The sequence below is a fragment of the Actinokineospora sp. NPDC004072 genome (assembly GCF_053604195.1).
In genome coordinates, this window is record NZ_JBSGHB010000017.1 from 1 (window position 1) to 22406 (window position 22406).

At 73.2% G+C, this 22406-nt stretch carries 23 protein-coding genes; 13 read left to right on the forward strand and 10 right to left on the reverse strand.

The features are described from left to right. Positions 1–279: 279 nt before the first annotated feature. A complete protein-coding gene (locus ACWEPX_RS24325) occupies positions 280–1242 on the reverse strand; it encodes an AraC-like ligand-binding domain-containing protein (RefSeq protein WP_451899535.1) in 963 nt (320 codons plus the stop codon). A gap of 207 nt (positions 1243–1449) precedes the next feature. Here ACWEPX_RS24325 and hpaD point away from each other — a divergent pair, with 207 nt between their 5' ends. Genes hpaD through ACWEPX_RS24355 form a run of 6 tightly spaced genes read left to right on the forward strand, consistent with a single transcriptional unit; the run spans position 1450 to position 7039 of the window. After that, complete coding sequence (hpaD, locus tag ACWEPX_RS24330) at positions 1450–2301, forward strand: 3,4-dihydroxyphenylacetate 2,3-dioxygenase (RefSeq protein WP_451899536.1); 852 nt, start codon at positions 1450–1452, stop codon at positions 2299–2301. Next, on the forward strand, positions 2298–3689 hold the full coding sequence (locus tag ACWEPX_RS24335) for a fumarylacetoacetate hydrolase family protein (RefSeq protein ID WP_451899537.1): 1392 nt from the start codon (positions 2298–2300) through the stop codon (positions 3687–3689). The genes hpaD and ACWEPX_RS24335 overlap by 4 nt, the downstream gene beginning before the upstream one ends. Beyond that, positions 3686–4615 (forward strand): 4-hydroxy-tetrahydrodipicolinate synthase, encoded by a 930-nt coding sequence (gene dapA, locus ACWEPX_RS24340; protein WP_451899538.1) that lies wholly within the window; start codon positions 3686–3688, stop codon positions 4613–4615. The genes ACWEPX_RS24335 and dapA overlap by 4 nt, the downstream gene beginning before the upstream one ends. Continuing rightward, entirely contained in the window at positions 4612–6087 is a 1476-nt protein-coding gene (hpaE, locus tag ACWEPX_RS24345; RefSeq protein ID WP_451899539.1) for a 5-carboxymethyl-2-hydroxymuconate semialdehyde dehydrogenase, read from the forward strand. Before dapA ends, hpaE begins: the two co-directional genes overlap by 4 nt. Further along, positions 6084–6668, forward strand: a complete 585-nt coding sequence (locus ACWEPX_RS24350) for an SDR family NAD(P)-dependent oxidoreductase (protein WP_451899540.1) — start codon at positions 6084–6086, stop codon at positions 6666–6668. The genes hpaE and ACWEPX_RS24350 overlap by 4 nt, the downstream gene beginning before the upstream one ends. A 2-nt stretch (positions 6669–6670) precedes the next feature. Continuing rightward, on the forward strand, positions 6671–7039 hold the full coding sequence (locus tag ACWEPX_RS24355; protein ID WP_451899541.1) for a nuclear transport factor 2 family protein: 369 nt from the start codon (positions 6671–6673) through the stop codon (positions 7037–7039). Positions 7040–7658: 619 nt separating this feature from the next. Here the strand turns inward: ACWEPX_RS24355 and ACWEPX_RS24360 are convergent. After that, the gene (locus ACWEPX_RS24360; RefSeq protein WP_451899542.1) at positions 7659–8687 is read right to left on the reverse strand and encodes a family 2 encapsulin nanocompartment cargo protein polyprenyl transferase; all 1029 of its coding nucleotides are present in this window, start codon (positions 8685–8687) and stop codon (positions 7659–7661) included. Between the two features lie 193 nt (positions 8688–8880). On the opposite strand from ACWEPX_RS24360, the gene ACWEPX_RS24365 reads away from it, so the two are divergent. After that, positions 8881–9504, forward strand: a complete 624-nt coding sequence (locus ACWEPX_RS24365; protein ID WP_451899543.1) for an L-threonylcarbamoyladenylate synthase — start codon at positions 8881–8883, stop codon at positions 9502–9504. 7 nt (positions 9505–9511) lie between these two features. Here the strand turns inward: ACWEPX_RS24365 and ACWEPX_RS24370 are convergent, their stop codons facing one another. From ACWEPX_RS24370 to ACWEPX_RS24380, 3 genes are read right to left on the reverse strand one after another with little or no spacing between them, the layout of a single operon-like run. Beyond that, complete coding sequence (locus tag ACWEPX_RS24370) at positions 9512–10093, reverse strand: TetR/AcrR family transcriptional regulator (RefSeq protein ID WP_451899544.1); 582 nt, start codon at positions 10091–10093, stop codon at positions 9512–9514. 15 nt (positions 10094–10108) lie between these two features. Continuing rightward, positions 10109–10303, reverse strand: a complete 195-nt coding sequence (locus ACWEPX_RS24375; RefSeq protein ID WP_451899545.1) for a ferredoxin — start codon at positions 10301–10303, stop codon at positions 10109–10111. Then, positions 10300–11553 (reverse strand): cytochrome P450, encoded by a 1254-nt coding sequence (locus ACWEPX_RS24380; RefSeq protein WP_451899546.1) that lies wholly within the window; start codon positions 11551–11553, stop codon positions 10300–10302. Before ACWEPX_RS24380 ends, ACWEPX_RS24375 begins: the two co-directional genes overlap by 4 nt. 145 nt (positions 11554–11698) lie before the next feature. Between ACWEPX_RS24380 and ACWEPX_RS24385 the strand changes: the two genes are divergently transcribed. Then, a complete protein-coding gene (locus ACWEPX_RS24385; RefSeq protein WP_451899547.1) occupies positions 11699–12232 on the forward strand; it encodes a hypothetical protein in 534 nt (177 codons plus the stop codon). 129 nt (positions 12233–12361) lie between these two features. Here the strand turns inward: ACWEPX_RS24385 and ACWEPX_RS24390 are convergent, their stop codons facing one another. After that, positions 12362–12952 carry a TetR/AcrR family transcriptional regulator gene (locus ACWEPX_RS24390; protein WP_451899548.1) on the reverse strand — a complete coding sequence of 197 codons (591 nt, stop codon included), beginning with the start codon at positions 12950–12952 and terminating at the stop codon, positions 12362–12364. Positions 12953–13069: 117 nt separating this feature from the next. On the opposite strand from ACWEPX_RS24390, the gene ACWEPX_RS24395 reads away from it, so the two are divergent. Further along, on the forward strand, positions 13070–14458 hold the full coding sequence (locus tag ACWEPX_RS24395) for an MFS transporter (RefSeq protein ID WP_451899549.1): 1389 nt from the start codon (positions 13070–13072) through the stop codon (positions 14456–14458). Between the two features lie 22 nt (positions 14459–14480). Here ACWEPX_RS24395 and ACWEPX_RS24400 read toward each other — a convergent pair whose 3' ends face one another. The 3 genes from ACWEPX_RS24400 to ACWEPX_RS24410 are packed head-to-tail and all read right to left on the reverse strand — an operon-like array spanning position 14481 to position 17477. Then, complete coding sequence (locus tag ACWEPX_RS24400) at positions 14481–15449, reverse strand: LysR family transcriptional regulator (protein ID WP_451899550.1); 969 nt, start codon at positions 15447–15449, stop codon at positions 14481–14483. Beyond that, positions 15439–16788 (reverse strand): purine-cytosine permease family protein, encoded by a 1350-nt coding sequence (locus tag ACWEPX_RS24405; RefSeq protein ID WP_451899551.1) that lies wholly within the window; start codon positions 16786–16788, stop codon positions 15439–15441. Before ACWEPX_RS24405 ends, ACWEPX_RS24400 begins: the two co-directional genes overlap by 11 nt. 2 nt (positions 16789–16790) lie before the next feature. Then, positions 16791–17477, reverse strand: coding sequence for a tRNA-dependent cyclodipeptide synthase (locus ACWEPX_RS24410; protein ID WP_451899552.1), 687 nt, complete (start codon positions 17475–17477; stop codon positions 16791–16793). Positions 17478–17686: 209 nt separating this feature from the next. On the opposite strand from ACWEPX_RS24410, the gene ACWEPX_RS24415 reads away from it, so the two are divergent. From ACWEPX_RS24415 to ACWEPX_RS24425, 3 genes are all read left to right on the forward strand, one after another. Then, positions 17687–18643 (forward strand): LysR family transcriptional regulator, encoded by a 957-nt coding sequence (locus ACWEPX_RS24415; RefSeq protein ID WP_451899553.1) that lies wholly within the window; start codon positions 17687–17689, stop codon positions 18641–18643. Between the two features lie 108 nt (positions 18644–18751). Beyond that, entirely contained in the window at positions 18752–19102 is a 351-nt protein-coding gene (locus tag ACWEPX_RS24420) for a rhodanese-like domain-containing protein (protein ID WP_451899554.1), read from the forward strand. Between the two features lie 61 nt (positions 19103–19163). Further along, a complete protein-coding gene (locus ACWEPX_RS24425; protein ID WP_451899555.1) occupies positions 19164–19595 on the forward strand; it encodes a thioredoxin family protein in 432 nt (143 codons plus the stop codon). Between the two features lie 27 nt (positions 19596–19622). Here the strand turns inward: ACWEPX_RS24425 and ACWEPX_RS24430 are convergent, their stop codons facing one another. Further along, positions 19623–20774, reverse strand: coding sequence for an MFS transporter (locus tag ACWEPX_RS24430; protein ID WP_451899556.1), 1152 nt, complete (start codon positions 20772–20774; stop codon positions 19623–19625). Positions 20775–20952: 178 nt separating this feature from the next. Between ACWEPX_RS24430 and ACWEPX_RS24435 the strand changes: the two genes are divergently transcribed. Next, the gene (locus tag ACWEPX_RS24435) at positions 20953–22401 is read left to right on the forward strand and encodes a M1 family metallopeptidase (RefSeq protein ID WP_451899557.1); all 1449 of its coding nucleotides are present in this window, start codon (positions 20953–20955) and stop codon (positions 22399–22401) included. Positions 22402–22406: the final 5 nt, after the last annotated feature.

Genomic DNA, 22406 nt, shown 5'->3' on the forward strand with positions numbered 1-22406 from the left:
CCGCCACGAACGCCACCCCAACAACTACTGCGGCCTCCTCACCCTCGCAGCCGCCCTCACCTGCTACAAGAAACTCCCCACGTGAGACACCCTCTTAGGGGTCCCCGCGAATGCGAGTTCACCCCATCGGACCCACCACCCAAAGTTGCGCACCCCCGACCACCACAAGCCGCACCCGCCCGCACCAGCGGCCGCATTCGCCCGCCCCAGCCACCGCAGTCCCCGCACCAGCGCCCGCAGCCCCCGCGCCAGCCACCGGAGCCACCAAGTCCCAGCACCTCACCCCCGGTGCTGGCTCCCCCTCCGCCGGTACTCACTAGGCGACATCCCGTACTCCGTCTTGAACGCCCGGCTCAGGTACGAGGCGTCCGGGAGGCCCCACCGCGCCCCGATCACCCCGATCGACAACCGCTGCTTGGCCGGGTCGGCCAGATCCTGCCCGCACCGCTCCAGCCGCCGATGCCGGATATATGCCGAAACCGTAGTCCCCGCCTCGCTGAACAGCTTGTGCAGATACCGCGTCGAGATGTGGTGCGCTGCCGCGATATCCCCTGGCGAGAGGCCCGGGTCGTCCAGATGGGCCTCCACAAAGGACCGGATCTTCACCAGCAGCGCCGCCCGCGACGACTCCGCGGGCACGTCCTGGTACTCCGCGCGGTCCGCCAGCGCCGTCCCCAGCAGGTCGACCAGGTTGCGCGCCAGGCGCAGGCTTCCGTGGACCTGAGGATCGTCCAGGTTTCGGGCCAGTTGGACGAGAGTGGTGCTCACGATTCCGCTGACGCCCTGGTCGCCGGAGAAGCGGGTCGCCGTCAGGCCTGCGACGTGGCCCTCGGGCAGGCACAGCATGTCGCGCGGGAACATCAGCACCAAAGTCGAGGCGAACTCATCGAAGGCCATCGTGTACGGGCGGGTGGTGTCGTAGATGGCGAAGTCGCCCGGGTCGAGGGTGGCCTTGCGGCCGTCCTGGCCGAGCTTGGCGGTGCCGCGCAGCTGCAGGCTGAGCTTGTAGACCTCGGGGTCGTTGCGGGAGATGGTGCGGTCGGTGCGGCGGATGCTGTGCGGGTCGGCCGTGGCCTCGTAGATGCCGACGCTGCCCAGGTCCTGGCCGCGGATGCGGCCGCGGAAGGGGCCGGGGGCGGCCGGGGAGGCGGTGAGCGGTACGAAGGTCTGGGAGACGGCGGACTCCCAGACGTCGAACTGCTGGGCGGCGGGGACGCCCGCGGTGGTCAGCGCGTAGGCCATGCGCTCCTCCCTTCGCGTGTGAGGCACCTTCGCCGCCCGCGGGCCGCCGCGTCAAGCGCCGTGGCCCGCTCGTAATGGTCCGACCACGTGTGCGCCGCCCGACAACGGCCGTGCGCGCCGAGTCAACGGTGGTGGCAGACCGTCCTGTTAGACCTGTGGCATGCGGCCCGCACGGGGCCGTCCGAGTAGTCAGCCGGAGGTTCCCACATGGGCGAGCTGGTGCTGGCGGCCAAGATCACCCACGTCCCGTCGATCTGGCTGTCCATCCACCCGGGCAAGCACCACGGCATCCGCAGGCCCGCCGAGCTGGGCCTGGCCGAGGTCGGCCGCCGCGCCCGCGAGCGCGGCGCGGACACCTTCCTGGTGGCCGACTCGCACTGGATGAACAGCATGGGCTTCCACGTCAACGCCAAGGCCCGCCACCAGGGCAGCTACGCCTCCCACGAGCTGCCGCACTTCATCCGCGACCTGGAGTACGACTACCCGGGCTGCCCCGAGCTGGCCGCCTGCATCGTGGAGGAGATCGTCGCGGGCGGGCAGCGGGCGATGGCCCACGACGTGCGCGACCTCGGCCTGGAGTACGCGACGCTGGTGCCGATGCACTTCATGAACCGCGCCGAGGAGCCCCTCGCCGTGGTCCCCGTCGGCTGCAACATCTACTCGACCATCGAGGAGAACCGGCGGGTGGGGGAGGCGCTGCTCCGCGCCGTCGAGCGCAGCGACCGCAAGGTGGCGTTCCTGGCCAGCGGCTCGCTGTCGCACCAGTTCCCGCCCAACGAGGTCTCCCACCAGTTCCTCGACCGCATCAGCGACCCGTTCAACGAGCAGGCCGACCGCCTTGTGCTCGACCAGTGGCGGGAGGGCCGGATCGCGGAGTTCCTGGCCGCGCTGCCCGCCTACAACGAGCGCTGCACGGGCGAGGCCGCGATGGCCGACACCGCGATGCTGTTCGGCATGCTCGGCTGGGACGCCTACACCGGCCGCGGCGAGCAGCTGTGCGACTACTTCCCCAGCAGCGGGACCGGCCAGGTCATCGTGGATTTCCCGGTGCGCCCATGAACCACCCGCTGGGCCTGGCCCCGTCCAAGATCATCGCGGTGCACCTCAACCACCGCTCCCGCGCCGCCGAGCGCGGGCGGTACCCGGCCGAGCCGTCGTACTTCCTCAAGCCGCCGTCGTCGCTGTCCTGGTCCGGGCGCGACCTGGTGCGCCCCCGCGGCACCGAGCTGTCGGCGTTCGAGGGGGAGATCGCGCTGGTCATCGGCAAGCGGGCGCACCAGGTGCCGCGCGCCGACGCCGCCGCCTACATCGGCGCCCTGGCCGCCGCCAACGACTTCGGCGTGCACGACCTGCGCTGGTCCGACCGCGGGTCGAACCTGCGCAGCAAGGGCGCCGACGGCTACACCCCGATCGGCCCGGTGCTCATCGATCCGACCCAGGTCGACCTGGCCGACCTGCGCCTGCGCACCTGGGTCAACGGCGTGCTCGTGCAGGATGCCTCCACCGCCGACCTGCTGTTCGACTTCGCCCACCTGGTCGCCGACCTCAGCGCCACCATCACCCTGGAGCCCGGCGACATCATCCTCACCGGCACCCCGGCCGGGGCGACCGTGGTCCACCCCGGCGACGTGGTGGAGGTGGCCGTCGGCGACACCGAGCCGCTGCGCAACACCGTCCGCGAGGACGGCGAGCCGCCCGTGCCGCCGCGGGTGGGGCCCGAGGAGCGGGCCAGCGCCTTCGGCACCGCGGTCCGCCCGCTGAAGCCGGAGACCGAGGCCGCCCTGCGCCGGGTGTCCACCGCGACCCTGTCCAGCCAGCTGCGCAAGCGCGGGCTCGACCACACCTTCCTCACCGGCCTGATCCCCTCCCGCCCGGACATGCGGATGGTCGGCACCGCGCACACGCTGCGGTTCCTGCCGCTGCGCGAGGACCAGTTCGCCGAGCGCGGCGGCGGCATGAACGCCCAGAAGCGGGCCGTGGAGACCATCGGCCCCGGCCAGGTGCTGGTCATCGACGCCCGGGAGGACCCCGGCGCTGGCACCCTCGGCGACATCCTGGCCCTGCGCGCCCTGCGCCGCGGGGCCGCCGGGGTGGTCACCGACGGCTGCCTGCGCGATAGCCCCGCCTTCGCCGAGCTCGACCTGCCCGCCTACAGCCGCGGGCGCCACGCCGCGGTCTTAGGCCGCAGGCACGTGCCCTGGTCGGTCGGCGACGCCATCGCCTGCGCAGGTGTGCTGGTGCGCCCCGGCGACGTGCTCGTCGGCGACGCCGAGGGCGTGCTGCTGATCCCCGCCCACCTCGCCGACGCCGTCGCGGTGGACGCGCTCGCCCAGGAGCGCGAGGAGCAGTACATCCTCGCCCGCGTCGGCGCGGGCGAGTCCATCGACGGCCTGTACCCGCTCAGCCCGGCGCGGCGCGCGGAATACGAAGCAGGAGCCACCGAATGAAGTTCCGATCCGACCCCGCCGCCGTGCGCGGCTCGATCGCCCCGCTGGTCACCCCGTTCACCGAGTCCGGCGAGCTGGACACCGACAGCCTGCGCGCGCTGGTGCGCTGGCAGCGGGCGGCGGGCTCGCACGGCATCTCCCTCGGCGGGTCGACCGGCGAGCCGGGCGCGCAGAGCACCGCCGAGCGCGCCGCGGCCATGCGCGTGGTCGCCGAGGAGACCGCCGACGAGCTGCCGTTCCTGCCCGGGACCGGCTCGGCCGACCTCGACCAGACGCTGGAGCTGACCGGCCTGGCCCGCGACCTCGGGGCCGACATCGCGCTGGTCATCACCCCGTACTACGCCCGGCCGACCCAGGAGGCCCTGGTCAGCTGGTACGGCACCATCGCGCGGGAGTACCCGGACCTGCCGATCGTGGTCTACAACGTGCCCTCGCGCACCGCCGTGGACATCGCCCCGGAGACGGTGTTCCGGTTGCGCAAGGCGCACGACAACATCGTCGGCATCAAGGAGACCACAAAGGACTTCGAGCACTTCTCGCACGTGCTGCACCTGTGCGGGCGGGACTTCCTCATGTGGTCGGGCATCGAGCTGCTGTGCCTGCCGCTGTTGGCTATCGGCGGCTGCGGCTTCGTCAGCGCCCTGGCCAACCTCGCGCCCGCGGCCGTCGCCCGCATGTACGAGCTCTACACCGCGGGCGAGCACGAGGCCGCCATCGACCTGCACTACCGCCTGCACCCGCTGGTCGAGCTGCTGTTCGTCGAGACCAACCCCGCCCCGGCCAAGCACGTGCTCGCCGACCTCGGCGTCATCGCCTCCGGGCACGTCCGCCCGCCGCTGATCGCCCCCACCCCGGCCGGTCTTGAGCGCATCGCCGCGCTGCGCGCCCAGGCCGCCGACCTGCTCGTCCCAGGAGCCCTGTCATGACCATCCCCCACGAGCTGCTGCACCACATCGACGGCAAGGACGTCCCCAGCGTCGGCGGCGAGACCTTCGGCGTCGGCGACCCGGTCTCCGGCGCGGAGTACGCCCGCTGCGCGGCAGGCCAGGCCGCCGACGTCGACCTGGCCGTCGCCGCCGCCCGCCGGGCCTTCGACGACGGGGCGTGGACCGGCCTGTCCGCCCGGGAGCGGGCCCGGACCCTGGTCCGCATCGCCGAGGCGATCGAGGACCGCGCCGACACCCTGGCCCGGCTGGAGAGCTTCGACACCGGCCTGCCCATCACCCAGGCCAAGGGCCAGGCGCACCGGGCGGCGGAGAACTTCCGCTACTTCGCCGACGTCATCGTCGCCCAGCACGAGGACGCCTTCCTCCAGGGCACGCGCCAGGTCAACTACGCCATCCGCCAGCCTGCGGGCGTCGCCGGGCTGATCACGCCGTGGAACACCCCGTTCATGCTGGAGACGTGGAAGCTCGCGCCCAGCCTGGCCGCCGGGTGCACGGTGGTGCTCAAGCCCGCGGAGTGGTCCCCGCTGTCGGCGAGCCTGCTGCCGTCGATCATGGCCGAGGCGGGGGTGCCCGACGGGGTGTTCAACCTCGTGCACGGCATCGGCGAGGAGGCGGGCGCGGCGCTGGTCGCGCACCCGGACGTGCCGCGGCTGTCGTTCACCGGGGAGAGCGCCACCGGCCAGATCATCATGCGCGCGGCGGCCGAGCACCTCAAGGAGGTGTCGATGGAGCTGGGCGGCAAGTCCCCGTGCCTGGTCTTCGCCGACGCCGACCTCGACCGCGCCCTCGACGCCGCGGTGTTCGGGGTGTTCTCCCTCAACGGCGAGCGCTGCACCGCCAGCTCGCGGGTGCTGGTGCAGCGGGAGGTGTACGAGGAGTTCGTGCGGCGCCTGGCCGCCCGCGCCGCCGCCGTGCGGGTCGGGCCGCCGTCGGACCCCGACACCGAGGTCGGCGCGCTGATCCACGCCGAGCACCACGCGCGGGTGATGGAGTACGTCGAGATCGGCAAGCGCGAGGCGCGCCTGGTGGCCGGCGGCGGCAGGCCCGAGGGCCTGGACAGCGGCACCTACCTGGCCCCGACGGTGTTCGCCGACGTGCCGCCGGACGCGCGGATCTTCCAGGAGGAGATCTTCGGCCCGGTGGTGTGCGTGACGCCGTTCGACACCGAGGAGGAGGCCGTCGCCCTGGCCAACGCCACCCGCTACGGCCTGGCGGGCTACGTCTGGACCGGCGACCTCGCCCGCGGCCACCGGGTGGCCAGGGCGGTGCAGGCGGGCATGGTCTGGGTGAACTCCCACAACGTCCGCGACCTGCGCACCCCGTTCGGCGGCATCAAGGCCAGCGGCGTGGGCCGCGAGGGCGGCGCCCACAGCATCGACTTCTACAGCGACCTGCGGGCCGTGCACGTCGCCGTCACCGACCTCGCCGCACCCCGGTTCGGCGCGTCGTGACCGCGGTCGCCCTGGTCACCGGGGGCGGGGTGGGGGTCGGGGCGGCGGTCGCGCACCGCCTCGACGCCCTCGGTGTCCGGGTGGCCGTCCTCGACGGCGACTCCACCTCGGTGGAGCTGACCGGCAGCGCCCTCTGCCGCGGCATGGCCGTCCACGCCGACGCCGCCGACCCCGTGCAGGTCGACGACGCCGTCGCCGCGGTGGTCGAGCACTACGGCAGGCTCGACCTGCTGGTCGTCACCGCCGACGTCGGCTGCCCCGCCGTCCTGGTCGACCCCACCCAGGTCACCGACGACGAATGGCACATCGTCCTCGCCGCCCAGCTCGACAGCGCCTTCTACGGCGTCCGCGCGGGCCTGCGCGCGATGCGCGGCCGCGGCGGCCACATCGTCGCCGTCCACACCGACTGCCCGCACCTGCCCCAACGCGCCGCCGCATCAGGCGGCGTGGCCGCGATGGTCCGCGCCGCCGCATTGGCGGGGGACGGGGTGCGGGTGGACGCTGTCCCCGTCGAATGCCCACCCGATCCCGGCGCGGTGGCCACCGCCGTCGCCCGGATCGCAGTTCCGGTGAAAGGGTAGAGATGAGCTTGCTTGAGACCGTCCGCGCGCACTACGCCGCTTCCGAGCGGGGTGATCTGGCCGGGATGCTGGCCCCGCTGAGCGAGGAGTCGCGGTGGGTGGAGGCTGCCGGGTCGGAGTATGCGGGGGTGTACGTCGGTCCGGATGCCGTGCGGGCTGGGGTGTTCGAGCGGATCGGGGCTGAGTGGGAGTCGTTCGAGGCTGTGGTGGAGTCTGTTGTGGATGGTGGGGATGTGGTGGTGGCGTTGGGGGAGTACCGGGGGGTGCGGGGCGGGCGGTCGGTGGTGGCTCGGTTTGCGCATGTGTGGCGGGTGGAGGGTGGGGTTGTGTCGTTTGAGCAGGTTGCAGATACGGCTCTGCTGAACGGTTGAGCGCGCGTTCGCCTGCGGTGGGCGATGCGGGGGCGACATGGGAGGTGGGCCATGCGGGGGTGCGCGATGTGCTTGGGGGGTCCGATGGGGTGAACCCGCATTCGCGGGGCCCCTAAGCGAAGCGCCGCTGGGCGTGAAGAGCGGTGAAGCGGGCGGAGCCCGTTCACGCCCGAGCAAGTTTAGCGGCGCTTCGCTCCCCACGAATGCGGGTTCACCCCATCGGACAGACAACGCCAGGCGCGTTGCGTTCTGGTGGTGGTGACGTTGCTTCAACGGCGGCTGGCTGCCAAAGCAACCCCCAACTCAACTGGGATCCACTGTGCTGGCACTCTGCCGGGAACGCCCCCCAAGCAGGACTTGCCTGCCATCCCGTCGACCTGGCGCAGCCTTACCACACCCAGGGCGGGGGTGCGGCCCACCACCAAACCGCAGCTTGCAGGTATGGGTCCGCCAGGACCCAGACCGCGAAAACGCACGCTCCGCGCCCCCGCCCTGGGTGTGGTAACCCTCCGGGAGGTCGACGGGATGGCAGGCAAGTCCGGCCACCATCCTGGAGACCTGCCCGCCCGGCGAGGGCGCTCTTCACCACGCGCAACGCCGCAGGCGAGCCGACCCCCACTCACCGATCCCGACAAGCAATCATCTCCGCCAACACAGCCAACTCCACAGCCCCCCGCTCATCCACCGCCCCCTCCCACAACGCCACCCCAGCCCGCCCATGCAGCTCAACAACCTCCCCCCGACACCACTCCCGCCCCCCAGCCGCCTCCACGAGCTCAGCCGCCCGAGCAGCATCCGCCGCAGACAGCACCCCGCTCGCCAGGTACAGCTCCGCCAGCCGCCCGGCAGCAGCCGTCTGCCCGGCAAGCGCCGCCACCACCGGCAGCGACTTCTTCCGGCTCATCAGGTCCGAATGCACCGGCTTCCCGGTGACCGCGGCATCGCCCCAGATCCCCAGCAGATCATCCACCAGCTGGAACACCAGCCCGATCTCCTCCCCGAAGATCCGCAGCTGGGCCACCTGCTCCGCGCTCCCGCCCCCGAACAGCGCCCCCAGCTCCGTTGCGCACCCCAGCAGGGCGGCGGTCTTCTGCTGCGCCATCCGCACGCACTCGGCCAGCGTCACATCGGTCCGCGTCTCGAAGGACAGGTCGGCGGCCTGGCCCTCCTGCACTGCGAGCACGGCCTGCGACAGCGCTACCGCGGCTGAGCGGAAGGCGGGGTGGCCGCTGTCGGCGAGGACCTCGAAGGCCAGGGTGAGCAGCGCGTCGCCTGCGAGGATGGCTTGGCCGGGGCCGAAGACGCACCAGGCGGTGGGGCGGTGCCTGCGGGAGCGGTCCTGGTCCATGACGTCGTCGTGGAGGAGGGTGAAGTTGTGGACCAGTTCGATGGCCACGGCGGCGGGCACCGCGTCGGCTTCGGCGCCGCCGACGGCGGTGGCGGCGCAGAGGGTCATCGTCGGGCGGATGGCCTTGCCGTGGTCGGCGTCGAGCGGGGTGCCGTCGGCGTCCCACCAGCCGAAGTGGTAGCCCGCGACGCGGCGCATGGTGGTGGGGAGGCTGTCGACGGCGGCGCGCAGCGCCGGGTCGAACAGCGCGCGGCCGCGGTTCAGCACATCAGGGGCGCTGGGGCGCACATCGAGGGCCATTCGCCGGTCTCCGCTTCAGTCCGATTTGGCACGTCGCCGGTTGACCTTGGCGAAGCTAGCAGCGGGCAGGTCGGGCCAGTAGTCGCCGGATAGGATGTCGCGGTCCCACCCGAACCGCCTAGTTTGATCAACTCCGGGTAGTGGTCAAGACCGGGATGCGGCACGTTCGGGTAATGCTCCGTAAGCTCCGTGCATGGCCAAGTACTTCGACGTGCATCCGGACAACCCCCAGCGGCGCGCGATCGGCCAGCTGGTCGACCTGCTGCGCGCCGACGGCCTGATCGCCTACCCGACCGACTCCTGCTACGCGCTGGGCTGCGCGCTGGACAACAAGGACGGCATCGACCGCATCCGGGAGATCCGCAGGCTCGACGACCGCCACCACTTCACCCTCATGTGCCGCGACTTCGCCCAGCTCGGCCAGTTCGCCCACGTGGGCAACACCGTCTTCCGCGCGATCAAGGCCGCCACCCCGGGCAGCTACACCTTCATCCTGCCCGCCACCAAGGAGGTGCCGCGGCGGCTGCTGCACCCGAAGAAGCGCACGGTCGGCGCCCGCATCCCGCAGCACCCGGTGGCCCAGGCGCTGCTGGCCGAGCTGGGCGAGCCGATGCTCTCCAGCACCCTGCTGCTGCCCGGCGAGGCCGAGCCGATGACCCAGGGCTGGGAGATCAAGGAGGCGCTCGACCACGTGCTCGACGCCGTGGTGGACTCCGGCGACTGCGGCACCGAGCCCACCACCGTGGTCGACTTCTCCACCGACGAGCCGGAGATCCTGCGCCGCGGCGCCGGTGACCCGAGCCGGTTCGAGTCCTAACCGGACGTCAGTCGAAAGGGCCCGCCATGCGGGCGAGCACGTCGGCGACCAGCGGGGTGAGCTGGCTGCCGTCCGGGTCGTCCTCCCACAGGTGGCTGGCCACCCGCAGCGCGGCGAGGAACGCCGCGGCCAGCAGGCGCGGGGCGCGCGGGCCCGCCTCCGGCATCCGGGCGGCCACGGCGTCGGCCAGGTCCAGCTCGACGGCGGCGAACATGGCGATCCGCTCCGCCAGCAGCGCCGGGTGCTTGCCCAGGGCGCGCATCCTGGCCAGCCGCTCGGGGTCGCCGAACTCCGCGCACAGCTCCAGCGCCGCGGCGGTGAGCGCCTGCCACGGCGAGTCGGCGGCAGGCCGGTCGCGGACCATCGCCACCAGCCGGGCCATCCGGCGGCGGTCGTCGTAGAGGAGCGCCTGCTCCTTGCCGCCGAAGTAGTTGGAGAAGGTCCGCCGGGAGACCATCGCGGCGTCGGCGATGGCCTCCACGGTGACCCGGTCGAGGCCGTGCGCGAGCGTCAGGGCGACGGCGGCCTCGTGCAGCGCCTGCCTGGTCGCCGCCTTCTTCCGCTCGCGCAGGCCTCCACCGGGTTCCACGCCGGGGATCGTAGGTCAATCCCCGGCCATTTCAATGGCCCCCGAGGGGCACTGGTCCACCGCCTCCCGCACCGCGGGAAGATCGGCCTCGGCGGGCTGGCCCAGCAGCACCACCGTGCCGTCGGCCTCGTCCTGGTCGAACACCCGCGGCGCGCGCAGGGCGCACAGCCCCGCCCCGATGCACACCGAGGTGTCGGCCCGCACGGTCACGGCGCGTCCCAGGCGACCGGCAGCGAGTGCACGCCGTAGATCGCCATGTCGGTGCGCAGCGGCACCTCCTCGGCGGGCACCGCCAGCCGCAGGCCGGGCAGCCTGGCCAGCAGCTTGGTGAAGCCGATGGTCATCTCCACCCGGGCCAGCTGCTGGCCCAGGCACTGGTGCACGCCGTGGCCGAAGGCCAGGTGCGGGCCGCGCTCGCGGTCGAGCTTGAGCGCGGTCCCCTCCGCCCAGTGCCCGGCGTCGCGGTTGGCGGTCGGGACCGAGATCATCACGCTGGCCCCCTTCGGGATCAGCACGCCGCCCACCTCGATGTCCTCGGTGGCGACCCGGGACGGTCCGGCGTGGATGATCGACAGATGCCGCAGCAGCTCCTCGACCGCGCGGTCGGCCAGGCCGGGGTCGGCCCGCAGCGCGGCCAGCTGGTCGGGGTGCTCCAGCAGCGCGAACGTGCCCAGGGCGAGCATGTTCGCCGTCGTCTCGTGCCCGGCGATGAGCAGCAGGTTGGCGATGTTGACCAGCTCGTGGTCGGTCAGGTCGCCGTCGGCGATCAGCCCGGAGAGCAGGTCGTCGGCAGGCTCGCGCCGCTTGCGCCGGACCAGGTCGCGCATGAAGTCCTGCAGCCGGTCGCGGACCCGCAGCGCCTCATCGATCGGCACGTCGAGCCGCAGCAGGTCGGCGGTGGCCTCCTGGAACTCCGCCCGGTGGCCGTAGGGCACGCCGAGCAGCTCGCAGATCACCAGCGACGGCACCGGCAGGGCGAACGCGGGCACCAGGTCGGCGCTCGTGCCCGCGGCGAGCATCGCGTCGATGCGCTCGTCGACGATTTCGGCGATGCGCGGTTCGAGCATCCGCATCCTGCGGACGGTGAACTGCCCGGTGAGCAGCTTGCGGTAGCGGGTGTGGTCGGGCGGGTCCATCGAGATGAAGGAGCCCGCCGAGGACTCCTCCGACACCAGGCTGGCGCGCTGCTCCTCGGTCAGCTCTTCCATCGTGCCGACGAGCTTGCGCATGTCGGAGCTGAACCGGGTGTCGCTGAGCACCGCGCGCGCCTCGGCGTGCCCGGTGACCAGCCAGACGGATTTGCCCTTGTCGCTGAACACCTCCGCGACCCGCGCCTTCCCCGCCTGCTCGCACAGCGCGGCAGGCGGGTCGAACGGCGTGTCGCGCTGGAAGAACCGCCGCGGCAGCGGCAGGCGGAAGCTCGGCTCGGTGTGCTCGGGAGTGGTGGTTGCCCCAGTCATTGACGTCCCCAATCGTCGTGCAGGGCGGACACCACCCACTGTAGCGAGCCGAATACGATCACGGGGCAAAATTTCGCATTGGGCAAGATCATTTCTGCGCGCCGGGTGGGCAATCCGCTGTTCGGGTGGAAGTACGATGCGCACCATGCCGATGGGTGCGGACGCGCCGCTGGACCCGGGTTCGCGCCACGCGCACCTGTTGACCCGCTACGAGCTGCAGCGACGGGAAGCCGAGTCCGTCGACCACGACCGCGTCGCCCGGATCGACCGGGCGGTGCGCGAGTTCGCCGTCGCCGCCTACGCCGCCTCGGTCCTGCCTGCCCCGCTGCCGGTCGAGCACGCCGAGAAGCTGCCCCGCGCCCAGCGCCAGTCCCTCCCCGGCGGCTACGCCGTGCGCTACGAGCTGGTGGAGCGCCCGGGCGAGCTGCGCGGCTGGCTGATCGACCCCACGCTGGCGATCTCCATCCACGGCACCGCCGTGCACCCGGTCTACGAACCGGTCGGCAAGCAGGCGGCCGCCCTGCCGCCGCCGTCGCGCCGCGGCCCGGGGTCAGCGCCGGTCACCGCGCGGATCGCGGGCTGGGAGGCGTTCCCGGCGCCGCTGGCGGTCGAGGGCGCGTCCGGCCCGGTGCCGCTGGACCGCCTCCTGGCGGAGTACCTCGACGGCCGGGGCCGCTGAGCTCCAGGCGAGGTTGCCCGGGCTGTCGCTTGCTGATCGGTTGGCGGGCCTTCCGAGCGCCCGTGGACCTTGCAGCGCTCACCGGACGCCAGGCGTGTGCGCCACATGGGTGGTCGTTCGTAGTGGCCGTCAGCTCGTGATCGCGGTCGGGATGGCGGCGCGGATGACTTCGGTGGCGAAGGCGGGGGCGGCGTGGGCGGCCCCGCGGGGGCCCTGGGACATGCCGTTGGTGTAGATGCCCTCGATGATCAGCAGGATGCGGTCGGCCAGGGTCTGCGGGTCGGCGGCTCCGGCGCGCGTGGCCAGGGTGAGGAGGCGGGCGCGCAGGTCGGCGAAGTGCTCGGCGGCGACCTGGTGGGCCGGGTGGTCCGGGTCGGGGAACTCGGCGTGGGTGTTGTGGATGGGGCAGCCGCGGTAGTCCGGCTCCATGACCGTCGCCGCGGTCTCGGCGACCAGCGCGACCAGGTGGCCGGCCGGGTCGTCGGCGCGGCCCTCGCCCGCGCGCTCGTACATACACGCCCAGCTGTCCCTGCACCGCGTGAGATAAGCCACGATCAGCTCATCCTTGCTGGCGAACTCGCGGTAGAGCAGGTTCTTCCCGCAGCCGAACTCGTCGATCACCTGCTGCATCCCCACAGCGTGCACGCCGTGCGCGGTGAACAGCCGGGTGGCGACATCCAGGATGCGCTCCCGCGCGTCGGGACTCGGCTTCCTCGGCATGCGTCCCACTCTATCGGACCGCTCGGTCCGAAAGGGTTGACACGGCTTCCGGCCATCCCGAAGGATTCGGACCGATCGGTCCCGGACCGGTCGGTCCGTAATCTGAGGGGAGTTCACATGACCGTGCTCGCGGTCGCGGGGGACAGGCTCGCCGGACGTGCTCGGGGCACGTTGCTGGTGCTGTGCGGCGCGTTGTTCCTCGACGCGCTCGACGTGTCGATGAAGGGGGTGGCGCTGCCCTCCATCGGCGCCGACCTGGGGATGGGGCCCGGCGCGCTGCAGTGGGTCGTCAGCGCCTACGTGCTGGGCTTCGGCGGGTTCCTGCTGCTCGGCGGGCGCGCGGCCGACCTGTTCGGCAGGCGGCGGGTGTTCCTGCTGTCGCTGGGCTTCTTCACCGCGGCCTCCGCGCTGGGCGGCCTGGCCGACGACGGCCCGCTGCTCATCGCCGCCCGGCTGGCCACCGGGATCAGCGCGGCGTTCACCCTGCCCGCCGGGCTGTCGATCATCACGACGAGCTTCGCCGAGGGGCCCGCCCGCAACAAGGCGCTCGCGCTCTACTCCGCCACCGGCGCGACCGGCTTCTCGATGGGCCTGGTGGTCGGCGGCGTGCTGACCGAAGTGGACTGGCGCTGGGTGTTCTTCGCCCCGGTGGCCATGGCGGCGCTGACGCTGGCGCTGGGCCTCGCACTGGTGCCCGCGACCCCGGCCCCGCCGCGCACCTCGCGCTTCGACGTCCTGGGCGCGGTCACCAGCACCGGCGCGCTGCTGGCCCTGGTCCTCGCCCTGGTGCAGGCGCCGGAGTGGGGCTGGGCCACGCTGATCGCGCTGGCGGTCTCGGCGCTGCTCGCCGTCGCGTTCGTGGTCGTGGAGAAGCGCACGGAGCACCCGCTGGTGCGGCTGTCGCTGCTGCGCTCGCCTGCGCTGCTGCGGGCCAACGTCGGCGCGATGGCGCTGCTGGGCGGGTGGGTCAGCGCGCTGTTCCTGCTCACCCTCTACCTGCAGGACCTGCGCGGCTGGTCGGCGCTGGAGACCGGGCTGGCGGTGCTGCCCGGCGGCGTGGTGACCGCGCTGCTCGCCCCGCGCGTGGCCGCGCCGCTGGTCAACCGCTACGGCACCACGCCGGTGATCGGGGCGGGCCTGCTCGCCGCGGTCGCCGCCTACGTGCTGCTGCTGCCGATCGGGCTGGACTCGGACTACTGGGCGCTGCTGCCCGCGTTCCTGCTCGCGGGCGTGGCCTTCACCCTCGCCTACGGCCCGCTCAACATGGCCGCGACGCAGGGCGTGCCCGCGCACGAGCAGGGGCTCGCGGGCGGGGTGGTGAACACCGCCTTCCAGGTCGGGCCGGCGATCGCGCTGGCCGCGGCCACCGTCGTGCTCCAGCTCAACAGCGGCGACGGCTCGCAGGCCGCGCTGCTGTCGGGGTTCCGCGCCGCGCTGCTGGTGCCGCTGGCCGTCGCCGTCATCGGCACCGCGGTCACCCTGCTGGGCCTGCGCGCGCGTCGCTAGGCCCGCGTGTGGTTAGGCCCGCCTAGGCCTGCGCGTTGCCCGGCCGTGTATCGAGGTAGCGGCGGTACGCGGGGGACTTCACCGCCTCCTGCCAGTACGCCGCCGCCACCTCGGCGTGCAGCTCGCCGCCGCGTTCGGCGACGAAGGTGCTGCGCCGCCACGCCAGCACGTGGCGGCGCAGCAGCACCTCCCCGGCCAGCGGGCGCAGGACGATGCCGGGGTGGGTGTCGGGGCAGCCGGGCTGGGTCAGCCCGACCGCCCCGGCGCGCACCATCATCAGCCCGACCGCGTGGGAATGCACCTGGTGGGCGATGACAGGCACGAACCCTTGGTCGGCGCAGGTGTCGATGAAGAGCTCCCGGAACGGAGCCGATGAGCTGCGGGCGCCCATCACCATCGGCTCGCCGTCGAGGTCGGCCAGCTGCACGGCCTCCTCGGCGGCCAGCCGGTGGTGCTCGGGCAGCATCACGAAGGTCGGCTCCACGACCACGACCGCGGTGTCCACCGACGGCGGCACCGGCAGCTCGCGGCCCGGGTAGTCCTTGACCATCGCGATCTCGACGCGGAACTCGTCGAGCAGGGCCAGCAGCCGCTCGCTGCTCTCGTCGTTGACCACGGTGACCTCGGTGATCTCCGGCCACACCGTCGTCAGCGCCGACGGCAGGCGCGGCACCACCGTGCTGCACACCGCGGCGACCCTGGTCGTGGCGGGCGGCCTGGTGGCGCACGTGCGCTGCTTGATGTCGGCGAGGAGCTGGTCCATCTGCGGCAGCACCGCGGTGATCCGGCGCAGCAGCAGCTCGCCCATCGGCGTGGCGACGACCCCGTCCTGGCGGCGCTCGAAGAGCTGGTAGCCCAGCATCTTCTCCAGCCGGTTGAGCTGGGCGTGGACCGCGGGCTGGGTGATGCCGACCCGGGCGGCGGCCCCGGACAGGCTCCCGGTGTCGGCGATCGCCCGCAGCACCCGCAGGTGGTGCACGTCAAGCTGCATGGTCCCCCCGGATCGGCCCGCGCCCCGCGCCCGCGCCGACCCTGCCCAGCAGCAGGTAGAGCGCGAACGCCGCGACGACGGAGTTGATGGTGGCGATGCCCCACGGCAGCCAGGCGCCGACCGCGGCCCCGCCCGCCCAGCACAGCAGCGCGGCGGGCACCCAGTCCGGCCCGCGCGCGGGCAGCTCGCCCAGCTCCCGGGTGGCGTCGAGGTCGGCGCGCCAGCGCCGGACCACGTAGTACTCGGCGATCACCACGCCCGCCACCGGGGGCGTGATCACCCCGACCCAGGTCAGGAACGCGGTGAAGTGGTCGAGGATGCCGATGGCCGAGAGCGCCGAGCCCAGCGCGCCGAGCAGCAGCGCGGCCCGGGTGCGGTCGACCCGCTTGCCGAGGAGCACTTCGACGGTGTTCACCAGCCCCAGCGAGGACGAGTACAGGTTCCAGTCGTTGATCTTCAGGATGGCGGCGACCAGGACCAGCGTGCCCAGCACCCCCGACGACGAGGTGATCATGCCCACCACGTCGGCGCTGCGCGCCGCGTGCGCCAGCAGCACCCCGGCCAGCCCGATCAGGTACTGGCCGAGGGTGACGCTGATCAGCGTCTGCTTGACCACGTCGCCCGCGGTGCGGTTGAAGCGGGTCATGTCCGGCGTCATCACCGCGCCCATGATGAACGCCCCGGCGACCAGCGTCGTGCCCTGGGCGAGTGACATCGCCGGGCCGGGCGGGGCGGCGGCCACCAGCTCCCCGAGCGGGTGCTCGGCGAGCGCGTCCACGATGGAGTACCCGGCGAGCAGCAGGAACGCGGGCACGGTGAGGTAGGCCGTCCACGCCATCGCGTGGAAGCCGACCACCACGATGGCCGTCACCAGCGCGCCGCCGCCCAGCGCCCACACCCACACCGGCGGCCCGCCCAGCAGCGCGTGCAGGCCCTGGGCGAACACGTCGTTCTGCACCCCGAACCAGCCTGCCAGGCTCAGCGTCATCAGCAGGCCGACCAGCGCCGAGCCGCGGCGGCCGAAGCCGGTCCACCGGGTCAGCAGCGAGGTGGACAGGCCCTCGCGGGTGCCTGCGACGCCCATCAGGATCGTGATGACCTCCAGCATCACCGAGCCGATGGTGATGGCCAGGACCGCGTCCCAGAACGTCATCCCGAAGCCCAGCACCGCGCCGAGGAGGAACTGGTGGAACGAGGACACCTGGCCGAAGCGCTGCACCGCGACGGTCACCCAGGAGCAGCGGCGCTCCTGCGGGACGCGGCGCAGCGAGTAGTCGTCGCGGGTGTCATGGCTGGTGTCGCCGCTGGTGTCGCCGCGGTCGGTCGTCTCGGTCGCCACCGTCACTCCGCGGGCTCGGGGACGGCCTGCTCGACCAGGACGAAACCCTGGCCGGGCAGCGGCTTCCAGGACAGCTCGCCGCGGTAGAGCCGCTCCAGGAACCCGACGCGCTGGTGGTAGGCGAACACCGAGCTGCGCGCGCCCACGACCTCGACCGCGCCGATGAACATCGGGAGCTCGGCGAGGAAGTAGCGCACCGCGTGGCGCAGCTGGGCGCGGGTGGGCTGCTCGCCGTCGGGCAGCCGCCGCTCCATCACCCAGCCGGAGGCGGCCAGGCAGCCCTCGGCGAAGGCCGGGTCGGTGCGGAACCGGTGGTGCGCCTCGGACAGCAGGCGCTGGTAGGACGCATTGCCCGCCAGGGCAGCCGAATCCAGCACCAGGTCGCGCCGGTCGGGCGCGGGCAGCTGCTCCAGCGCCCGGCTGATCTTGTTGCGCGTGTAGTTGCCCTGCCGCTGCGCCTTGCGGGCCGCGCGGCGCGGGTCGTAGCCCAGCGCCTGGAGGGTGTGCGCCGAGGGCTCGTCCGGGACGAAGAAGTGGAACGAGCCGAACCGCGCCATCGCCCAGCGGGCGAGGTCGGCGATGCGCTCGGCGGTGAAGTAGCTGTTGAACGGGCTGATTCCGATGCAGACGTGGTCGGCGGCCGCGAGCGGGTCCGCGCACTGCGCGGTCAGCGGGGTGGGACGTAGCACGGTGGCTCCCAGTGGTTTGCCGAAACGCCGGCCCAGGGCAGGGTGCGGGCTGGCGGTGGCTCGACTATGTCCACCTCGCACTGATCGCCGGTACTGCCGCGCAGGGGTGCCACCGGCTTATGCCTGGTTGCGCCGCCGGCAATGAACTGTGAACGAATCACCGGCGGCGAAAGGTTTTCGGTGCTCGCTGGCCCGCGTTATCTTTGGTCATGGAACTCCAGGTCCGGCACCTGCGGGTGGTGTGCGCGATCGCCGCCGCTGGCAGCCTCAACCGCGCCGCCGCCCAGCTCGGCCTCGGCCAGCCCGCGCTGAGCCACCAGCTGCGGCGGATCGAGAAGCTGGTGGGCGGCGCGCTGTTCCGGCGCGGGCAGGCGGGCGTGGAGTGCACCGCGCTCGGCGTGCTGGTCCTGCGCCGCGCCAAGGCGATCGTGTCCGCCTTCGACGAGCTGGAGCGCGACTTCCACCGCCAGGAGCCGCGCGCGGCCGAGTCCATCCGCATCGGCTGGAACAACAGCGCGCTGGCCACCCCGCTGCTCGCCGCGCTGCGCGAAGTCCTGCCCGGCAAGGGGATCCGCACCCGCGCCGACGTCTCCCGCAGCAGGCTGCTGGCCCAGGTGGCCAACCGCGGCGTGGACCTGGCCCTGGTCATGATCTGCGGGCAGCGCGAGCTGGCGGCCCCGCCGCGGGTGCGCGCGCTGACCCTGGTGCGCGAGCCGTCGTTCGTGGCGCTGCCCGCCGACCACCCGCTGGCCCGCCGCGCCGAGATCGCCCTGGGCGAGCTGGCCGGGGAGAGCTGGATCGTCACCGGCTGCGGCGACGGCTGCCGGGTCGTCTTCCGCGAGCTGTGCCTGGCCCACGGCTTCGACCCGGCCATCAGCCACGACGTCGACATCGACGCCACCCGCGAGGACCTGGTGATCGCGGGTTGCGGGGTCGCGCTGGTGCAGCCGACCCGGCCGCAGCGCCCGGGCCTGGTGATCCGGCCGCTGGCGGGCACGCCGCTGCACGTGCGGCACGTGCTCGCCTGGCGCGAGGACGCGCCGCTGCGGGCGCGCGAGCTGGGCACGCGCCTGGCCGCGGACTACTGGCGCCTGGCCGACCGCACCCCGCACTACCGGGATTGGTTGGACCACAACGACTTGGCGATGACCTCGGCGGCGGGCTGATAACGGGGCGGCATGCCCACGCGGCACTAGAGGCCCGGCAGGCCCCGCGCTGACGATGGGCAGCGCCCCCGGGCCGACCCGGGGCGCGAGTGCCCCGAAGGGATCGCCATGCTGCCGTTGATCAGCCGCGAGGAGCTGCGCGCCGCGCTGGCCGACGGGTCGGTGGTCGTCGTCGACACCATGCCCGTCGCCTACTACGAGAAGCAACACCTCCCCGGCGCGCGCAACATCCCCGGTTTCCCGTACGAGCGGGCCGCGGAGTTCACCGACGAGCACGCGCCGTCCGTCCTGCCCGACAAGTCCGCCCCGGTGGTCGTCTACTGCGCCAACACCCCGTGCCGCAACAGCGAATTCGTCGGCAGGCGGCTGCTGGAGCTGGGCTACGCCGACGTGCGCAAGTACCGCGAGGGCATCGAGGACTGGGTCGCGGGCGGACTGCCGACCGAAACCTCTGCCTGACCCCATTGGACGTCCCGGTCGCCGACCGGGGCTGCTCAACCCTGCCCAGAAGGAGTCTGCTGTGTCCCCAATCAAACGGCTGATCTGCGCGCTGGCAGGCGCGCTGGTGGTCCTCACCGGATTCGGCGCGACCGCCGCCGCCGACGTGGCCGCCGAGAACGTCGTGGTGGTGACCTCGGCCAACCACGCCGAGGTGCTGGCGGTGTCGAACGAGAAGCTGGTCATCCTCGACTTCGGCGCCACCTGGTGCCCGCCGTGCCAGCGGATGAAGCCGGTGCTGGAGCGCCTGGCTGGCGAGTACGGCGGGCGCGTGCTCGTCGGCATGGTCGACGTCGACCGCAGCCGCGACCTGGCCAGCCGCTACAGCATCCGCTACCTGCCGACGCTGGTCCCGGTGCGCAACGGGGCCGAGTACCCCTCCTCCCGGCTGATCGGCTACCCGGGTGAGGCGCAGCTGCGCGCCTGGATCGACCGCCAGCTCGCCAAGGGCTGACGCCGGGCGGACCCGGGGTGGGCGCGCTCACCCCGGGTTCCGCGCGGGCGCGACCCGGGCGAGCACCCCCAGCGGCAGCGCGACCAGCAGGGCCGCCGCCCACGGCAGGGCGGCGGCCCCCGCGGTCAGCAGCAGCCCGCCCAAGGCCGCCCCGGCGGCCACCGCGCCGTTCCACGCGGCGATGGTCAGCGACTGGGCCGCGTCGGCGGTGGGACCGGCGAGCAGCGCCGTCACCGCCTGGAACGCGGTGGGCGCGCCGCCGAAGGCCAGCCCCCACAGTGCGGCGGCCACCACCACCGGGAACGCGGCACCCGAGCTGATGGCGAACAGGACGATCCCCGCAGCCGTCAGGCCCGAGCACAGCGCCAGCACGCCGCGCGGGCGGCGGTCCAGCGCCGCGCCGACCAGCAGCAGCCCGCCGACGGCCGCGCCGCCGAAGACCAGCAGCGCGGTGCTGAGCAGCCCGGCGCTGCCGAAGCGGTCCAGCAGGGGGCCGAGGTAGGTGTAGGCGGCGTTGTGGCCCAACGAGAACACCAGCACGACCACCAGCAGCGCCCGCATCCCGGGCAGCCCCGCCGCCCGCAGCGGCCGGGTTGGCGGACCGGAGTCGCCAGGCACCGGCGGCACGGCGACGGCGATCCAGAGCAGCAGCGGGGCGGTCAGCAGCGCCATCGCCGCGAACGCCCACCGCCAGTCGGCGAGCTGCCCCAGCGCGGTGCCCGCGGGCACGCCGACGGCGAAGCCGATGGGCGTGCCGGACATGGCCAGCGCCAGGCCGCGCCCGGCCAGCTCGGGCGGGCACAGCCGCAGGGCGTACCCGGCCACCAGCGACCACATGACCCCGGTGATCGCGCCGGAGGCGATCCGGGTGAGCAGGATCAGCGGGTACCAGGGCGACACCGCGACCACCGCGTTGGTCACCAGGAAGCCGACCACCAGCGCCACCAGCAGCGCCTTGCGCGGCACCCGGAGGGTGGCGGTGGTCAGCGGGATGGCGGTCACGGCGGTGGTGATGGCGTAGACGGTCACCAACTGGCCCGCGGCGGCCGGGGACACGCCCAGGTCGGCGGACATGCCCAGCAGCAGACCTGCGGGCAGCACCTCGGTCAGGCAGCCGAGGAAGACCGTCGTGGTGAGCGCGAGCAGCGCGGGGACGGGGAGGGATCGGGTGGCAGGCACGCCCCGACGATCACGGCCGGACGGCGGCGCCCGGTACTCCCGGCCGCCGATGCCACGGGGTTAGCGGCCCCGGGCGATAACCCGGCGGCATGCCGCGGCGGCACTGCCCGGGCGGGCGGCGGCGATCCGACGATGGCCGTGTCCCGCAATCCCTGCTCGACAGAGAGGTCCCCGCCCCATGGCACCCACGGCACCCCTGGCCCTGCGCAGCGCGCGGCGCGCGGTCGCCCTGCTGGCCGCCCCGGCGCTGGCCGCCGCGCTCGGCGCCGGTCCCGCCGCGGCGGACCCGGCCGCGATCGGCGGCGACGGGTACGTGCACGTCGCCCCCAACGGGGTCGTGCTCGGCGTCGACCCGTACTACCCGAAGGACGGCAACGGCGGGTACGACGTCAGCGCCTACGACCTCGCGCTGGACTACTCGCCGTATTGGGGTTCGCTGCGCGCCAAGGCGACCATCAAAGCCGTCACCACCCAGGCGTTGAGCCGCTTCAACCTCGACCTGCGCGGGATGACCGTGCGGTCGGTCGCCGTCGACGGCGTGCCAGCCGCCTTCACCAGGGCAGGCGAGCACGAGCTGGTCATCACCCCGGCGACGGCGCTGGCCGCGGGCGCGGAGTTCACCGTGGCGGTCGGCTACGACGGCGTGCCCCGGCCGATCGCCACCGCGCGCGGCTGGTCCGGGTGGGTGGCCTCCGGCGACAGCGCGGTCGCGGCAGGCGCGCCGCGGTCGGCGATGACCTGGTTCCCCGTCAACGGAACCGAGGTCGACAAGGCGACGCTGCGGGTGTCGGCCACCGTGCCCACCGGCTACGCCGTGGTCGGCAACGGCACGCGGAGCGCGGACGTCCCGGGCGCGGGCAAGCACACCGTCACGTGGGTCGAGGACACCCCGATCGCCCCGCACGCGGCCATGCTCGGCATCGGCCGCTGGCAGCTCGACACCATCACCCTGGCCGATGGGACCACGGCCGTGAACGCCTACGCGCCGTGCGCCCTGGGCCTGCGCGCGGTCGGCGACCGGCTGCCCGAGGTGCGCGAGTTCCTCGACACCCTGCTGTGGGGCTACCCGCAGTCGGCCTCCGGCGGGCTGTTCCTCGACCGCGCCACCTACCCCCACGGCGCCCAGGGCAGGCCGGTCTACGGCGCGGGGGCGACCGTGGACGACCTGGTGTACGCGACGGCCTACCAGTGGTGGGGCGCGAGCCTGACCCACAAGATGTGGAAGGACGTGCTCATGGTCGAGGCGTTCGCCCGGTACGCGGTGTGGCTGTGGGACGAGGCCAAGCACGGAACCGACCTCGACGCCCGCTACCGCGCGCTGGTCGAGCGCGGTGACGCCCGGTTCTGGGCGCCCAAGCTCGTCGACCCGGGCGCGGGCCGCGAGTACGCCCCGACCACCAAGGCCGTGCTGATGGTGCACGCGCTGCGCAAGGCGCTGGGTGACGACGTGTTCTTCCAGGTCTACGCGGGCTTCCCGATCATCAACCAGCAGGGGAACCAGAACTGGCACGACTTCGAGCTCTACGCCGCCGCGGTGGCCGACCGCGACCTCACCGGGTTCTACCAAGCATGGCTGGAGGGCACGGCGATCCCGCCCGCCGAGCACCTGTACCCGACCGCCCCCTGAGCAGG

Coding starts and splice junctions, on each gene's coding strand:
- ACWEPX_RS24390 (WP_451899548.1), bottom strand. CDS start 12,952: ATGCCGAGGAAGCCGAGTCCCGACGCGCGGGAGCGCATCCTGGATGTC.
- ACWEPX_RS24395 (WP_451899549.1), top strand. CDS start 13,070: ATGACCGTGCTCGCGGTCGCGGGGGACAGGCTCGCCGGACGTGCTCGG.
- dapA (WP_451899538.1), top strand. CDS start 3,686: ATGAAGTTCCGATCCGACCCCGCCGCCGTGCGCGGCTCGATCGCCCCG.
- ACWEPX_RS24355 (WP_451899541.1), top strand. CDS start 6,671: ATGAGCTTGCTTGAGACCGTCCGCGCGCACTACGCCGCTTCCGAGCGG.
- ACWEPX_RS24400 (WP_451899550.1), bottom strand. CDS start 15,449: ATGCAGCTTGACGTGCACCACCTGCGGGTGCTGCGGGCGATCGCCGAC.
- ACWEPX_RS24435 (WP_451899557.1), top strand. CDS start 20,953: ATGGCACCCACGGCACCCCTGGCCCTGCGCAGCGCGCGGCGCGCGGTC.
- ACWEPX_RS24335 (WP_451899537.1), top strand. CDS start 2,298: ATGAACCACCCGCTGGGCCTGGCCCCGTCCAAGATCATCGCGGTGCAC.
- ACWEPX_RS24385 (WP_451899547.1), top strand. CDS start 11,699: ATGCCGATGGGTGCGGACGCGCCGCTGGACCCGGGTTCGCGCCACGCG.
- ACWEPX_RS24420 (WP_451899554.1), top strand. CDS start 18,752: ATGCTGCCGTTGATCAGCCGCGAGGAGCTGCGCGCCGCGCTGGCCGAC.
- hpaD (WP_451899536.1), top strand. CDS start 1,450: ATGGGCGAGCTGGTGCTGGCGGCCAAGATCACCCACGTCCCGTCGATC.
- ACWEPX_RS24365 (WP_451899543.1), top strand. CDS start 8,881: ATGGCCAAGTACTTCGACGTGCATCCGGACAACCCCCAGCGGCGCGCG.
- ACWEPX_RS24380 (WP_451899546.1), bottom strand. CDS start 11,553: ATGACTGGGGCAACCACCACTCCCGAGCACACCGAGCCGAGCTTCCGC.
- hpaE (WP_451899539.1), top strand. CDS start 4,612: ATGACCATCCCCCACGAGCTGCTGCACCACATCGACGGCAAGGACGTC.
- ACWEPX_RS24325 (WP_451899535.1), bottom strand. CDS start 1,242: ATGGCCTACGCGCTGACCACCGCGGGCGTCCCCGCCGCCCAGCAGTTC.
- ACWEPX_RS24360 (WP_451899542.1), bottom strand. CDS start 8,687: ATGGCCCTCGATGTGCGCCCCAGCGCCCCTGATGTGCTGAACCGCGGC.
- ACWEPX_RS24415 (WP_451899553.1), top strand. CDS start 17,687: ATGGAACTCCAGGTCCGGCACCTGCGGGTGGTGTGCGCGATCGCCGCC.